The sequence below is a fragment of the Undibacterium sp. RTI2.2 genome (assembly GCF_035018705.1).
GTDB lineage: Bacteria > Pseudomonadota > Gammaproteobacteria > Burkholderiales > Burkholderiaceae_D > Undibacterium.
This window is the reverse complement of sequence record NZ_JASJXN010000029.1, coordinates 1-15,968: the sequence shown is the minus strand read 5'-3', so window position 1 is coordinate 15,968 and position 15,968 is coordinate 1. Positions and strand designations below refer to the sequence as shown.

The window sequence follows — 15,968 nt, the reverse complement described above, 5'->3', positions numbered from 1 at the left end:
CAGTCAATGAAATATTGTAAGAGAATGGGATACTTTTGATCAAAATAGCTGTCTATTTACATCAACACCTACCCTGATTTTTTCTAAAAAGACTGCATGAGCTTCACCAAAAAATTTCTCTCTTCTTCTATCTTGTCCGTGATTGATCAGGGCATGCTCAGTGCGCTGAATTTTGCGATTGGCATGCTATTGATACGTCTGGCGACCAAAGAGGATTACGGTTTATACGGCCAATTGTACGCTGGTGGTTTGTTGGCCGGCCTGGTAGTGGATTCCTGGATTGCAGGACCCTTGACGACGGTTGCCAGCGCAGTGCAAGAGAACACTAGAAAAGCCTTGTTACGTCACTACTGGATACGCCAGATCTGGAGCACGCTGTTGATGGGGGGACTGGCATTTGTGATTGTCGCCTTTATCCCTGCAGCGACGCACAACAGTCAGCCTGGCTATTTACTGGCGATTGCTTTTGCGGCGTATGTGATTGGTAATGGCGTGCGTGAATACGGTCGTACTGTTGGTTTTATTCAATCGGACATTTTTGCCGTACTGCGTCAGGATATTGTTTATGTGACTTTGGTCGCACTGAGTTTGCTAGCGCTGTATTTGACAGATCATCTTGGTCTGGAATGGATTTTTACTTGTCTGGCAAGCTCCTCAATCATCTGTTCATTACTCGGCATCGGACGTTTAAAAGCCAATACTAGTAACCACAGCGACCATCAAAATCAGACCTTAAGTGATGCCGCAAATGAGACCGCAAGTAAGACCGCAAGTAAGACCGCAAATGACACACTGAGTGGCGCAAAAATTTCCCAAGTCCAGGAAGATTTGCAGCAAGTAATTGTCGATCATCAGGACACCATTAGCGGGCATGGCCGCTGGGCGATTTTAGGTGTGCTGGTCGGCTGGCTATCTAACTACAGCTATGTATATTTGTCCGGCGCGTGGTTAGGCGTGGCGGCGATTGCGGATTTGAATGCCTCACGTACTTTATTAATGCCGATACCGCTGGCAGTGGCAGCATGGTCGCGGATCGCGCGGCCAGAAGCTAGCCGCCTGATGGCGGAGCAAAACTGGACTGGTCTGCGCAAGCTAACCTTGTTTTCCATCGCCGGGATTGAGCTGGTGGTACTGGCATACGTTGGCGTAATGCTGCTGATGTTGCCCTGGCTAGAGGCGCATGTGATCGGTTCCAAATACAGCGGGCTTGATCCCCTGGTGATGCTGTGGGGCGCCTACTTTGCGATCAACGCCGCACGTTGGGTCGGTACCTCTTGGCTAAGCAGCGGCGGCGCTTTTCGTTCCCTGTTTTATCTGGGGAGCGTGACTTTGGTACTGGTATTGGGCATCACCTCATGGACCATACCGCACCTCGGCACGTCGGGCGCGATTACCGCGTTGATCGCGGTAGAAGTGTTTGAACTCTTCGTAGTGTGGAAATATATTCTGCCGGGTTTGCAGAAGAACGCGTGATCGTGGTTTGACCAATAGTTTTCTTATGGGAAGCGCTTAGCCAGATGCTGCGCCAGCATGGTCGCTAGGTAAGTTTGCGACCACATTGGTGTGAAGGTATGGTCAACACCCTTGATCACTTCAATTTTAAGACTGTCTCTGTGCTGCAAAAGATGGGCATTGCTGCCCAGATGTTTGGTCATCAGATCGATGCTGCTGTCGTTGGCATCAAACACAAATACTAATTCCACTCCACGCGCCTGCATGGCCTTAAAGTTTCTGGCGACAGGTCCTAGCAGGTGATGAGTTTTCATGAAATGCGCTAAACGATGCCGCATATGATCGAGTAGTTTTTGTATCAATTTTTTAGCAAGATTTCTAAAAATCTTACGGGAGGCAATTTTGCCTCTGAGCATGCGACGCCATGTATTGCCATGCGTGGCAGCTTTAAAATAAAACTGGGTTGATTTAAAGGTCGCTGCTTTTTTCGTCTGTATTACGTTACCGGCGCGCCAGTGAAACATCAATACCAGACCAGTCACACGCGGGTCGTGTACCGCTGCCAGATACGACAGATACGCGCCAGAACATAAGCCCGCCAGCACAAAGCTGGGTTGTCCGTAAGCTTGCTGCATAAACTGCATGGCAGAGCCGATATCCTCCACGCCTTGCAATCCGTGTACATCATTTTCCTGCTCATCTGGTGTTGGTTGACTATAGCCAATGCCTCGCTTGTCATAACGCAAAACAGTAAAGCCTTGCGCAGCCAGTGTGCGCGCCATCGTCACATATAAGCGATGATTGCCGACGCGATGATTGGCACCGACATTGGTGAGGATAATGGCTGGTCGCGTAGTGTCGTTTTTGTCTTTGTTGATTCCGATATCGGTGCTGGTGGCGGCCGGGCCGGGCTGGGTAACGATGCCAACCATGCCATTAAACTGCACGATTTCTTCCTGCAATATTTGTTCGCCATACCGGATACGACAGCGCGTGGTTAGCATGTTTGCTGAGGTGGATGTTGTATCGTTCTGCTGATCTTGTAATGAGCCTTGCTGCAACGGGATTTGCTGTATCAGCCATTGGCACATTTCTGCCCAGATCGCATGCGGTACACTGGACTCATGCGCATCTTCGGTCATCATTGCGGCATAACCTGGCGTGGTAATCAGATGCATCTGATATTCATCACGCCGCCAGGTCGTCGCCAGTTTGGCCTCTTGACCAGAGATATCATCACGCGCGGCGATCATAACGGCAGCCGGTGGCGATGCCAGATTGAGGATGTTTAATTCGCTTAAAGCTGCACGCGTACTGGCGCAAAATGTATAGCCCGTCAGTTCATCATCACTGACGCTATGTTCTGATGGTTTTGCTTCATTACTTTTATGCGCAGCGCCAACCCCACTCATGCCGCGCAAGACCATTAGTTCACGCACATAGGCTCGACCAGATATTACCGGTGCCAGCATTAGCAGCGCAGGTGAGGCTAACTCAGTTGCCAGGCCTGCTGCGAGTAAAGCACCCATGCGCATACCAAACAAACTGATCTGCTTCACTCCGGACAAGCGGCGTAGTTGTTCTGCCGCCTGACGTATATTGTGCTGCCAGGCAGCCACCCGCACCGTATCACTCTGGGCAGAATCACCGCAGCCATCATAATCAAAAAAACAAACCGGAAAGCCAGCTTCTGCCAATTGCATCGCCAAGTGCTTATACGACAGATACGAGACCATATACTCATGCCCAAAGGGTGGGCAAAGTACCACGCCAGAATTGCGCATCGCCGTTTTAGGCGGGTGATACCAAGCTAACAAAGGCGTATCTGCATCGCCAAACCAGAATGCCTCTGCGGCATGATGATCTGTATGTGTTGGCGATATTGTCGGGATGTCTGCCGCAGTGAATGCGGGTCTGAATGCCGACATATGCATCGATGCGTGTGTTGATGTGAGCGTCGATTCTGATGATGGCGCATCGGCTAGCAACTGCTTGTCTGATGTCGTCATGTGATGCAGCTTTCCGGACGGTTTCCGGTATCACGGTCGTTAGCGTTAGCGTTAGCGTTCGCACTAGTGACTAGACAAGCATTCATAATCTTGCACGGACTGATGGCATTGAGCGCTGTAACTGTCCCTTGGATTTTGTCGGCACTTGCCAGATTTTTCTGGGTAATATCATTTTTGCTTAGGTGCGTCAGACGTGTCAGACGAATATGACGCTCTGTGCCAGGTGCCAGGTGGAAGAAATTATCTTCTGGCTGATATCCAATGACCTCAATTGCCAGCGACAGCGCAAGTTTTCGGGTTGAGACATGTAGCATCACATGGTCATCATCCGTCTGCACAAAATGCGCTTGTAAGCCCAGATCGCGCTCGACCGGATTACTTAACTGACCGATGCCCAACGGGAAATAGAAGGCCTCGCAATGCGCTGACGACGGTGCAGTTTGAAACCGCGCTACCGCCACATTATGTCCGGGCGGTCCAAAGCGATAGGCATAGGTGGTATCAAAAAAATGTTCCAGCATACTTTCTGCACGCACTTGCGTCACGCTATGCGGTGCCAGATCAATCTGGAGTTGTCCTTGCGCGATACGAGTCTCGCCATGCCGGTATAAATCGAGTGATAGTGTGCCTTGGTAAGCGACCGCGCTATCATTCACGAGATGCAGCGCAAGACCGTTTAAACCTTCATCCGTCATTAATAGGCTTAACGGTACCATCGCTCTTTTTGCGTAGTAATAAGCGGCTTTGGGTTTGCCGCTGGCATCAATCAACCCCCAGCCGGCACCTAGCCAAAGATCACGCAAAAACCAGATCAAAGCACCGTGGCAACTTGATCCTGCACGCCGCCATTCGGCCAGCGTTTGTGCCATCACTTCGCCAGTTGTCACACGTGCCAGCGCCAGATAACGCGTCGGGTCGGCATAGCGTAAGCGCGCCGGATCGAGCTGAAATAATTGCGCCATATAGTGATCGCGCACATCCTCAAAATCCCAGCCTGTACCACTATCACGCGGCACCCGTTGCTTCCAGACTGGATGTGTACCGGGTGCTTCGCCATTTTTTAACAGTGCCTCTATCGTGCTGTCTTCCGGCATATTTGAGAAGCCCAGACACTCAGAGGTAAAGCGCAGACCAGCGCGCCGCGCATCCTCCAGCGGCCGTAAATAAGCACCAACGCCAAAGTAATGCGCAACTCCCGCATCCAGCTGGAATGGCATGACGCCGCCACTAGGGCTGGAGGCAATATAGGTGGCGTCTGGCCGCATGGCCTTACACAACTGCGGCAAACTGTCTGCAAAAAAATGATTGCGCCATAGATTGGGCGCTACACCAAGCATTGCTGCCTGTTGTTCTATCTCTGAGCTACCGCATAACACTGCGATGCACGGAGACAACTGTGTGCGGTCTAAAAATTGTGTCGCTTCTTGGTGGGTGTTCTCAGCAAAAGCAGGATCATCTACCGGGTAATCCATATTGGCGAACATAAAATCCTGCCACACCAATAGTCCAAGTTCATCACATAGCCGGTAAAAGTCATCGCTTTCATACAACATCGTGCCGCCGACCCGCAGCATATTCATACCAGCATCGCGGGCTAATGTCAGCGTTGGCAATAGATCAGATGCATCGCCAGCGAGTGAGATCAGATCTACCGGTGTCCAGCAGGCACCGCGACAAAATACCGAGACGCCATTCACATACAGATGGAAGTCGCCATCATTTTTTCGCACCTCAATTGTCCTGAAGCCGAGTTTGCCTAAGTCAAACAGGTATTGTTGTGCCCCAATAGTGACTTCAATATGTGCCGGGTATAAGGCAGGAGTGCAGGCCGGATTGCCGTGGGTGTGTGGCCACCAAAGCTGCGCTTGTGCAATCTGCATCTCTCCTTGCGCCAATAGCTGATGCATTTCATTTTCTTTTTTTGCCAGTGTGAGCGCAAGACGTTGATCGCCTACGCACAAACTAATGGCTAAAGCTGCACTGTCAACCGATACGGACGTATTAATTTCGATTGTCGCATTGACGATACCGTCGCCATCTCGCACGCTGCTGCGGATATCGGCATGGATGATCTTGACTACGCTCGCGGTTTCTATAACCACAGGCCGATACGGTCCGACTGGCGCAACCGGCGGCGACCATCCGGGAATACGACCAAGCAAGCTGGTGCGCAACCAGCGTAATTGCTGTTGTTCTACTAGCTTAGTGCGCCAGCGTGCGCGTGGGCGGCGGATTTTTAAAGTTGCGTTGACTGATTTAAAACGCAGACTGATTACGCCGTTTGTGCCGCCGCTCTGGTGTGCCTGCATGTCTACACGATATTGCCTGAACATATTGTCCGCGCTGAAGAGCAGTGCATCATTCCAGTACACATCGACCAAACTTGCCAGCCCATCAAACCGTAAACTGGCAGCTTGCGACAAACTGCATTCACAACGGAACCAGTAATCGTAATCATCATAATTGGTTGCACCGTAGGCAAATTCTTTTGCCTCACGTTGTGCCGATGCTACCGTGCCCGGTACTTGGGCGGCTTTCCAGATCAGCGCATTTAACTCAGACGGTAATACAGACGCATCTGCAAACTGGCCTGCCTCGACCTCGGCATATTGCCACTCAGCGTCCAAGATGGTTTGACCGGGATGAGTGATTTTGGCCATCAGCCGTCCACCTTACCGTTCGCCCTGGATTGCTCGCCCACAAATATCGTCAGTTGATCTATCCCGGATTGCCAGTGTTGCGCCATTTCTATCAAGCCAGGCGTCAGATCAACTGGCTTTTTACCCATGACGGCGCGGGCGGTTTTTAGCAGCAAAGTTTTAGTTGCATTTGAGATGGCTTCAAAATGCGCTGCCGCAGTGTTTAATTGTTCTGTCGCATCATCAGCCATGACTAAAGACTGCTGCAACCAGCGCAAATAACTGGCGCCGATGCTAAACCCCGCACCCAATTGCCGCAGAGTGGCAAAGGCATAGGCATGATATGCCGCCAGACCCTCGGTTTTTAAACGCTCTACATCAGCGATAAACACAGGCATAAACAGGCTGATGGGATTATGTTTTGGGCGGCGCGCCAGATGCTTTGCCAGCAAAGAGATAGAAATTATTGCCAGCGCCTGATCGTCAGCGTAGTGCAGGTGATCGAGTCGTACAAACTCGGCAAACAGTGGCATAAACGTCGCATCATGCGGTGCGCCAACCCGGAAGGTTTTAACAAAATCCTCACCGCTCAACTGGTGATAACTGCTGTTATGAAAATAGCCTAAACGTTGCTGTTCTAAATCAATTTCTTGAATCGCAATCGTGGTCTTAACGTGATTACTACGGTAATCGGTACCCGAGGTATCGGGCAAATAAAAAGAATCGGCTTCTGTCAGTACCAGACGACCGCGTTGTAATTGTGTACAAGCGTTTTCTAACAAAGAGCGCCAGACATTCAGCTCTTGTACATCAATGCCATACAGCGCAAATAAATCTTCGTGCGGCGGTTTGTAGAAGGTCCATTGGTCGCCATCAAAATCCAGCGCAAATACCATGGACATACAGGCAACGGGATTCAGTTTTAAGCTATGTAAAACCTCGATCCATACATCGATATAGCAATTGGTTTCTACCCAGGCGCGGTCAGATCCATGCAAGCTATGCTGCTGATAAGTTTGATGATCCATATCGCCAAGCACTTGAAAACACGTGACGGATGAAGGATGTAGAGGTGGCTTCATGGCCAGAGTATGTCGCGCACAGTTTGTGGCCAGTGTGCGGTATCCATGCCGTGAGTTTTAAACAAGGCCATGACAATCCGTTCCAGACCAAAACCAAGGCAGGCGGTATGTGCAGTAGTGCCATCGGCAGTTTGGATATGAAATAATTTTCCGAAATGATCTTGATGGTAATTGAAGGAGCAAACCGCGGTAGGCTTCTCTTGCGAGATCACCGGGATCACGACTTCAAACTTCAATTGTTGTTCCCGTTGGTTGGCTGCCAGCATGCGACCACCGCGCCCGAAGAAAGGATCGGAGGCGACTTCAGAGCGCGCAGGTAAGCCAAGCGACAGTAAAATATCAATGCCGCGTTGCAGCCAGATATTGCGCCAGGCAATAACCATATCCGGGCTACCTGCACGGACAAATTCCCGCACGCGGAAGGATTGCATACGGGTTGGTTCTGGCGATGGCTCGTTACGAAATACCCAATTTTGCATGTCAACTAAGCGACCATTCTCAGGCAGAGTGCCGCTAAAGCTGGGATAAACCGGATAGCAGGCGGCAGGGGTCAAACACACCGCCGTCATGGTTTGCAGATGCGTCCATGGGCGACCTTCGTGCACACATTCGCTGAGTTCTTTATGCTGTGCCTCGTTGCCGGTAAAACTAAAAATAGTGCCAGCCAGTTGCGGGAAGGAATCCAGAAATTCGCTTTGTTCCAATACCTTGCGATCAAGGCAAGGCGGGAAGGACATTTTAGTTGCACCATCAGGCATCGCCAGGCGGCTTACTAAGTCATCAAATTGGCGCAATACATCTTCAAACATGGGGCCACGGCCAAAAATACCTTGTACACCGACCGGAATAATATGACCTGCAGCGACCAGATCATCGGTCAATAACTCGGGAGAAAAATCAATTGACATCGTTTGTCCTTTTAGTTTTTTTTAGAGATTGTTAATTTTTCTTTTGGCCGAATTTTAGTCATCTTTTAGTATCAGCAATAAATTAGCATTGGTCGCTAATATACGATCATTGCCAACCATTAATGCGGCTGAATGAGCATCACGCAGATGACGACTCATACTGAATTTACTATCGTTTTTGTAGCCTAAAATTCCGCAGATTAATAAAGCTTTCCCCACAATCTGTGGCAGGATTTGCGATGTCTCTACTTTGAGATTATTGATTTTTAGCGCATACGGCATGGAGGATAAAATCCCTTGCGCTGCATCGGGTGCGGCAGCGAGTTGTTCGTATTCAATCAGGCAGGCTTGCACGGAAGTGCGCATCGTTTGCAAGGTGCAGACTAACTCGGCAAGACGCAATGCAGTTGGTGGCGTAGTACCTGGATTAGCTCTTGCCTGACCTCGCACAAACGCCCGTGCTTTATTGACTGCCGCTGCTGCAATACCTTGCCAGATGCCACTCCATAATAAGTGCGATACCGGCACGACCGTTACGCTAGACATGTCCGCAAACGGTGTCGCGATAATTTGCTCTGCAACACCACTCGCGCTGAGCAAAAATGGCGGGCTGCAAGTACCGCGCATACCCATGGTGTCCCACTCGCCTTTTTGTTCTAAGCTGTAGTCGGCTTTGCGGACCAAAATTAAGGACTGATCGTTATTCGCGGCGTCTTCTGAGCGTCTTGCTGTCACCAATAAGTCATCTGCCTGAGCGCCGTAAGAAATCGTAGTCGCATTTTTAACTAACTTAAATTGCGTACTATTTTGTTTGTCATCTTGTTGGACGTGACAGCTACTGCGTCGCATTTCTCCACCAACGCCAACCTCAGACGTGACTGAGGCAATCAGATATTGGTGTGTCACCAGGTCGCGTAAATACTGCTGATACCAAGGGTGATCAGATGCATGCCGGACCAGAGTAATCACCTGTATCTGGTGCATCGCAAATACCATCGCGGTAGCAGAGCAATGCTGGCCTAACGCTTCACAAATCTCCACCAGAGTACTTAGGCTAGCGCCCGCACCACCCAGAGAGGCAGGAATATAAGCGCTTAATAATTGCGCGTCTTTTAGCGCAGTGATTGCCTCTTGCGGGAAACGACTATCCTTATCAACCGTATCTGCATGAGTGGCTGCAATTTCTTTAGCGATGGACTTAGCTTGTGCAATCAGTGTGGATGCGGATGCGGATGCAGATGCAGAGGTGGATGCAGGCATAAGTGAGTAGTGGGCTAAAGGTATTACGTTAAATAAGTGAGTAAATAAGTGAGTAAATAAGAGGGTGGAGTTTCTAAAAAAATTCCTACATCTTATCTACTTCAATACTAAAACTTTCAGGCAGTCAGTTCCTGTATTGCAGCGTCCATTGCGGCCATACTTTCAAACACGCTACGCTTAAGCATGCGGTCAGGGAACTCCAGATCAAATGCATCTTCCAGTGCCAGCATGACATTGACACTGGCATGTGATGTCATGCCCGCTTCATACAAATCTGCATCATCTGCCAGCGTGGCGATATCAACAGCTAGCCGCGCACGGTCTTTTAAAACTTGACGAATTTTTTCTATGCTCATGATTTTTTTTGAAAATTAAAATGCTGGATGCGTCTTTGATTGTAGCTGGAGTCAGGGTCGCATCAAGAAGCGCCCCAGAATTAATTTCTGCATGGAAATTAATTCTATTAAAAGTCGCTTGGTGACGTAGCGACTCAAAATTACACACAAATCATAACGGTAAATTTATCGGTAACTTGATGAAGAGCATATCAGATTGCTATGTTCTCCATAGTTAAACATCGTCAATTGCAAGCGCTTGTCACTTGCGTACAACGATATAGAAAATCGCTGTCCAACTCTTCTGACCATCATCGACCAAACTGCTGATGCCCTCAATTTATCGTTTTATTCCCCGATCTTTGCACTTTGTCTTGTAGCGCTGGAGCATTTGATGCATCCCATTTATTCTGATTTCCATCCTAAATTGAAAAGACGAGTAAACGCCATGCTAGAACTCCACAATGTCGTAAAAACCTATAACAAGACTGTGACGGCGGTTGATGATGTTTCTATGCAGTTGAGCAGCGGCGTACTGGGACTGATCGGCCATAACGGCGCTGGCAAGACGTCGCTGATGCAGATGATAGCGACATTGACCAAGCCGACCAGTGGTCAAATTTTATTTGACGGGATTGATATTGCCAAAAAACCGAATGCGATACGCCAGCGCTTAGGCTTTTTGCCGCAAGACTTTGGCGTCTACCCCAACCTGAGCGCGCTAGAATTTTTGCAGTATTTTGCGGCCTTAAAGGGGGTCCGCGATCCGTCTGGTAGCAGGATCAGACAATTGCTGGAGATGGTCAATTTGCATGAGCATGCGCATCGCTATGCCTCGACGTTTTCAGGTGGTATGCGCCGTCGCCTCGGGATTGCACAAGCTTTGCTGAATGATCCTGATATCTTGATTGTCGATGAGCCGACAGCAGGTCTGGACCCGGAAGAGCGATTACGGTTTCGCCAGCTATTGTCAGAAATCGGCTTTAAAAAATTAGTGATTTTATCGACCCATATTGTCTCCGACATTGAGAACATGGCAAGCCATCTGGCGATCATGCGCAAGGGTAAATTGATCGCTTACGATACCCCGGATAGTTTTGTAAAACATGGGCGCGGCCACATCTGGTCAGCCACAGTAAACACTCAGGAATATGAGTTGCTGAGCAAGCGTGTTCAGGTACTTCAGGTACAAAGACATGAATCCCAGATCCACTTGCGGATTGCGCATCCGCATTCACCTTGTAATGGCGCACTGGTTGCGGAGCCTAGTCTGGAAGAAGCCTTGATGGCACAGCAGTATGCGATTCAGGAGTTGGCAGCATGACCGCCTATGTTTTGTGGACGATGATACAAAGTGAAGTGCGCTTGCGTACCCGCCGCATCAGTAGCATCGTCGCGATCTTGGCAGTGGTCGCTATTACCTGGATGATGATTGCAGATCCGATTAGCGGTTCGATATTGATATCCGTAGGCGATGCGAGGGTAGTTTACAACAGTTTATGCCTGGCGCTGGGTAGCTCTTTACTGGCGAATTTATTTTTTGGTCTGGGTGGTTTTTACTTGGTACGTGGTCGTATGAACGACGATTTTCGTAGCGGCTGCGGCAGTGTGCTGGCGACGATGCCCATCAGTAACAGCGTATTTTTAATAGGGCGCTGGCTGGGTGCAGTCGCTTATTTGTGTGTGCTGATATTGGCATTGCTGGCCACTATTCTGGTCTTGCATTTGTTGCGTGGCGAAGGGCCGATACAGTTGCTGGTGTATCTGAAAACCTATGTAATCGTATTTTTCCCTTCCGTGATATTCGCCTGCAGCATGGCTTTATTTTGCGAAGCGTTTGCCCCTTTATCTGGCAAGGCCGGTGACGTCGCGTATTTTTTTGTGTGGATGCTGCAAAGCACAGTACCGATTGTAATTGCGGATCATGGCTCCGTCACATCATGGACGCCGGCAATGATATTTGATTTTTCTGGAGTGGCGACATCCAATCTGGGATTTCTGGCGATGTTTCATACCTCGCATTTTTCTATCGGTATTTCTGATTTTGATAAGACCTTGCCTCCCGTAGTGTTAGAAGGGGAGTTCTGGTCAACAGTGGTAGTGCTGACGCGCCTTGCCGGTGGAGTGATCGCGGTATTGCCTGTCCTGCTGGCGATCGCCTTGTTCCATCGGTTTTCTCCGGACAAAATCAAGCTTTCTGTCCGCCGCCAGTCTTGGTCTTTGATTGGGTTTGCCAACCGCTTGTTGCGGCCACTGACCAAACTTACACGACCGCTATTTGCTTTGGCTGCCAGCCTACCTGGCTTTACCGGTCAGGTCTTAGCGGAGCTGGCTTTGAGCTTGGCGTCGAGTCCCATCATGAGCGCTGGACTCCTATTCGCAATATTGGTTGGCTGCACCGTGGGCAGCGCAATGCTAGGTGGTTTTGTCCTGATTGCGGTGGCATTTTGGGGCGTGCAAATCAGTGACCTGAGTGTGCGTGATTACCAGTCGGATACTGAGAGCATGACAGCCGCAGTCATGGGTGGTGCGTCGATGCGCTACTGGCGGCAAATTGTTGCCAGCTGCTTACTCGGCTTGCTATTAACTGCTCCGGTAATTGTGCGTTGGGCTGGCCACGATATGTTGCGCGCGGTGACCTTAGTTAGTGGAATTTTTGCGATTGCTACCACCGCCAATCTGTTGGGACGGATAACCAGAACTTCGAGAACTTTTATCGCTCTGTTTTTATTTGGTTTATACCTTGCCACGCAGATTAAAGATGTCCCGTTTCTGGACGTAGTTGGTGCTAATGGGGTCGCAACGATGTCATCGGTTGTGATGCAATCTCTGTTTGGTTTGATTATGTGTGTATTTGCTAAGGGCTACAATCGTTGGCGAGTAGCATGACCTGCGTTCAAGCATTTTTAGGGCAAATTTAATATACTCCCCCTATATTTTATAAAATAAGGCCGATTGTCCAATAGAATTATGGGCAATAAAAATATACATAGGGGGAGTAATATTTAAGTGCGATCCGACATTCTGACCAACATGCGAGTAATCATCCAAATATAAAGGCGTCAGTGTAGTTGCAGTTACTCGAACGGTGTCCTATGATGGTATAAACATTACAACAAAGCCATGATAAAAATCATGAGACATCTGTCCCAGGGATAGGATTAAGTTTACATGCAGACAGAACCAGAGAGACAACGTCGTATGACTTGCCAACACTTGCGTCATGGCTTCTCGCATTGGATGGCTGTAGCTTTTGTGATCGCTTTTGGTATAGCCGCCAGCACGGAATGCATGGCGCTTGGGGTCTGCGAGAAGATCATTATCTCTGCAGATCCTGCCTACCCCCCCTTGCATTGGTATGACGGCAGCACAATGCGTGGTGCTAGTATTGCCGTTGCCAAACGGATTTTCACTGATCTTGGTGTGCCTTACGAGATTCGTTATCTTGGACCGTTTAACCGGGTCTTGGCCGCGGCGCAAAGTGGCGCGATTGATCTGGTTGTGACCTTAAAAGACAATCCAGAGCGCCGTGCTTATCTTAGCTTTAGTAATACGGTCATGCTGAATCCGGTAGCTGCTTTTGTCCGTGCAGACAAACGTATTAATGTGACTAAATGGGCTGATTTGGCGGGATTTCGCGGCGGCGTTGCCAGAGGTAACCGCTTTGGCGAGCCGTTTGATAGCTTCCTCAAAAACAATCTAAAAATCCAGGAAGCGAATGATCTTGAAACCAGTTTTAAAATGCTGGCAGCGGATCGATTTGATTATGTCGTAACCGGTTTTTATCCCGGCAGAGCGCTACTCATCTCTGCTGCGACGGATCAAAAAATTATTGCCTTATATCCGTACTTGAGCGATGTTCCCAATATGGCGGGATTTGTTACTCAAAGTCCTTGTACTAGCTATTTAAGCGCCTTTAACAAAGAATTAGACAAATTGATTAAAGAGAAATTTGTCGAGCAGGCGATAGAACAAGCGAACACTGAATGGCGCGCTCATCCTGTCTTGATTAAGTGAGTGATACTGCGAACAAGCAAATAAATACGCAAGTAAATAAGATAGGTTTTATTTTTTTATTTGTCCGATGAGTTGTTCAATATAATCCCCGTCAACATCGCTAAACAGGACACGTACGGGATACCATTCCAAAGCTGGTGCCAACCACAAATCTATATGCTGGCTTTTAGAATTCGGTGGTGGCAATTTAACGACGTGAACGGTCATTAGATTGCCCATCCCTGTAGCTAGAGTTTCGCGTTGCATGACTTTGAAGGACCAGGTTTCTGCGTCGCGTCTGCCTGCAACAAACATTTTCCATTCACTGCCGGGCTTAAATTTGTCACCGGCAGCGCGTGCTAGTCCTACTAGTTGCCAGGTCGCACTGCTACGATCTTGTTCTCCACCTTTGATCGGATAGCGTTCTGCTGACTCACTAAAAGTGATACTTTTTTTATCGCCTTTGCGGTTGAAGTTAGTAATAGTTTCTGGTTTTCCTAGGCGTTTTTCATTAAATTTTTCTGGTGCTAAACCATAGCTATCGACGCCGCCCACGCTACTAACATCCAGAATTTTTCCGATTAACATGGCACGAGTTTCCGTGATGATGCTATATCTTTGATTGCCTGTTTTCCACATCACACTCGCGTCACCGCTGAGTGTGATACCACTTTGCTTCGCTTTGATGGTGTATTCCAAGGTCGCAGAAGGAGGCAAATTAATACTAGACTTAGCCGGTGTATCAGCCAAGCTTGCTGTGCTGAATATTCCGCTAACCATACCGCAACACAGACTTGCAAATACGAGCAAGCGACGAGATTTTGGAACTGCCGGAATAGATATTGTTGAGGCAAATAAGTTGATACGTTTCAGGTACATATTTATCTTTCTTAATTTAATTGAGGCGTAATTTTGGTCACAATCTGTGTAGTGATTGCACCGTTGCTTTCTGTGTTGCGCACTTGTACCGGATACCAGTTTTTATCTGGTGCAAACCAAATATCAAGCTGAGAATTGTAGGCACCCGCTCGTGGTGGACGCACTACGTGCCAAGTATTCAATGTACCAAGTTTGTTTTTTAACTCTTCTTGCCCAACGATGACGAATTGGAAGTTAGTCGCGTCGCGTTCTTCAGCTACTTGGATGACGATTTCTCGCCCGACACGAAACTGTGTCGGATCGGCATAACCTATGCCTGCCAGTTGCATCAATACCGAGGCTTTATCTTGCGAGCCATCAACCAACGGTATTGATTTATTTGAAGATGAAAAACTGACTAACTTAGTCTCATAATTAAAGTGGATCGCTGTTTCTGAGCGATTGCGTCTGGATTCGCTGCTAGTGACAGGCGCAATCCCAGCGTCGGTGATCTTGCCGTCGCTATTGATTTTCAGCAAATTTAGGGTGGTTACCAATAAATTTAAGCCCGCGCTTACTGACATGCTGTAGGCGTTATTGCTGACATGCCAGTTGATTTCGCCAACACCATAAAAGGGGCTGCCGTTCGCCTCTGATCTGACCAATTGTAATTCTAGTACTGCTGATGGAGGTGGGGTTACTTTAAATTGTGCTGATGGAAGGTTGTCTGTACCAGTATTTTTAGTTGCACTGGCTACTTGCTCTAAAGAGGGGATCGCAGGCGGCGGAGTAGCGCTTGTAATTGTGCCGGTAGGTGAACCTGTAGTTGAATTTACAGCCCCAAAAGTTGATGTAGATGCTGCCAGATTTGGCGCAGGATTTTTTATCGGAGTCACTGCCAGATAGCCTCCCGTGGCTTCGTAAATAGCAGTTTCTTGACTACCATCGGCAATTTGTCCTGGCAGTGGTGGCGTTGCTGCAGGCTGTTGCGCTTGCGAGGGCAAGGGGTCTGGTTGTGGATCTGGAGGCGGTATTGCTTGCTTTTTTTCAAGCTTAATCACTTTTTCTGGCTTAGCCTCAACTTTGGTGGCAACTTCAGTTTTTGCCTGAATTTGATTGACGTATAACAAGCTCGGTTTTATCTCAGAATTTTTGATATCCACACCTGGTATCTGATCCGGAAGCGAATTAATCCAATGCAATGCCATGACATGCAGCAAGATTGCGGCGAGCACAAAAGCAAAAATTTTACGGTCGGGGCGTAGTCGTGTCAGCAGATTGGACGTCATGTTACGTTTAGCACTATTGCCTGTTGAATTTGATTGGACTGAATTTGCGAATTAACTCAATAACTTGAGCTTCTTGCAAAATACCCAAACCAGTAAAGTCGAGCATGGGTGTGGCCACTGTTGCGATTGGTTTTCTTGTT

Annotated in this window: 12 protein-coding genes; 4 read left to right on the top strand and 8 right to left on the bottom strand. The window is 48.6% G+C overall.

The genetic code is table 11. The annotated features are described in order from the left end of the window. The first annotated feature begins 96 nt into the window (after positions 1–96). Positions 97–1,473, top strand: a complete 1,377-nt coding sequence (locus QN395_RS15085) for a lipopolysaccharide biosynthesis protein (RefSeq protein WP_323492338.1) — start codon at positions 97–99, stop codon at positions 1,471–1,473. 23 nt (positions 1,474–1,496) lie between these two features. Here QN395_RS15085 and QN395_RS15080 read toward each other — a convergent pair whose 3' ends face one another. From QN395_RS15080 to QN395_RS15055, 6 genes are all read right to left on the bottom strand, one after another. Further along, positions 1,497–3,461, bottom strand: coding sequence for an alpha/beta fold hydrolase (locus QN395_RS15080; RefSeq protein ID WP_323492339.1), 1,965 nt, complete (start codon positions 3,459–3,461; stop codon positions 1,497–1,499). After that, on the bottom strand, positions 3,458–6,121 hold the full coding sequence (locus QN395_RS15075) for a glycoside hydrolase family 2 protein (protein WP_323492340.1): 2,664 nt from the start codon (positions 6,119–6,121) through the stop codon (positions 3,458–3,460). The genes QN395_RS15080 and QN395_RS15075 overlap by 4 nt, the downstream gene beginning before the upstream one ends. Further along, positions 6,121–7,182, bottom strand: a complete 1,062-nt coding sequence (locus QN395_RS15070; RefSeq protein ID WP_323492341.1) for a DUF1839 family protein — start codon at positions 7,180–7,182, stop codon at positions 6,121–6,123. The genes QN395_RS15075 and QN395_RS15070 overlap by 1 nt, the downstream gene beginning before the upstream one ends. Continuing rightward, a complete protein-coding gene (locus QN395_RS15065) occupies positions 7,179–8,090 on the bottom strand; it encodes an amino acid--[acyl-carrier-protein] ligase (protein WP_322120968.1) in 912 nt (303 codons plus the stop codon). Before QN395_RS15065 ends, QN395_RS15070 begins: the two co-directional genes overlap by 4 nt. Positions 8,091–8,144: 54 nt before the next feature. Beyond that, entirely contained in the window at positions 8,145–9,350 is a 1,206-nt protein-coding gene (locus QN395_RS15060; protein WP_323492342.1) for an acyl-CoA dehydrogenase family protein, read from the bottom strand. 116 nt (positions 9,351–9,466) lie between these two features. Beyond that, positions 9,467–9,706, bottom strand: coding sequence for an acyl carrier protein (locus tag QN395_RS15055; RefSeq protein WP_323492343.1), 240 nt, complete (start codon positions 9,704–9,706; stop codon positions 9,467–9,469). A gap of 427 nt (positions 9,707–10,133) precedes the next feature. Here QN395_RS15055 and QN395_RS15050 point away from each other — a divergent pair, with 427 nt between their 5' ends. The 3 genes from QN395_RS15050 to QN395_RS15040 all read left to right on the top strand — a co-directional run bounded on the left by QN395_RS15050 (position 10,134) and on the right by QN395_RS15040 (position 13,702). After that, a complete protein-coding gene (locus tag QN395_RS15050) occupies positions 10,134–11,009 on the top strand; it encodes an ABC transporter ATP-binding protein (RefSeq protein WP_322120971.1) in 876 nt (291 codons plus the stop codon). Then, the gene (locus QN395_RS15045) at positions 11,006–12,574 is read left to right on the top strand and encodes a hypothetical protein (RefSeq protein WP_323492344.1); all 1,569 of its coding nucleotides are present in this window, start codon (positions 11,006–11,008) and stop codon (positions 12,572–12,574) included. The genes QN395_RS15050 and QN395_RS15045 overlap by 4 nt, the downstream gene beginning before the upstream one ends. A 282-nt stretch (positions 12,575–12,856) precedes the next feature. Further along, positions 12,857–13,702, top strand: a complete 846-nt coding sequence (locus QN395_RS15040; RefSeq protein ID WP_322120973.1) for a substrate-binding periplasmic protein — start codon at positions 12,857–12,859, stop codon at positions 13,700–13,702. A 48-nt stretch (positions 13,703–13,750) separates the two neighbouring features. On the opposite strand, the gene QN395_RS15035 is transcribed toward QN395_RS15040, so the two are convergent. Together QN395_RS15035 and QN395_RS15030 are read right to left on the bottom strand one after the other, a co-directional pair. Then, positions 13,751–14,560 (bottom strand): DUF3108 domain-containing protein, encoded by an 810-nt coding sequence (locus tag QN395_RS15035; RefSeq protein ID WP_322120974.1) that lies wholly within the window; start codon positions 14,558–14,560, stop codon positions 13,751–13,753. Between the two features lie 11 nt (positions 14,561–14,571). After that, positions 14,572–15,828 (bottom strand): DUF3108 domain-containing protein, encoded by a 1,257-nt coding sequence (locus tag QN395_RS15030; RefSeq protein WP_322120975.1) that lies wholly within the window; start codon positions 15,826–15,828, stop codon positions 14,572–14,574. Positions 15,829–15,968: the final 140 nt, after the last annotated feature.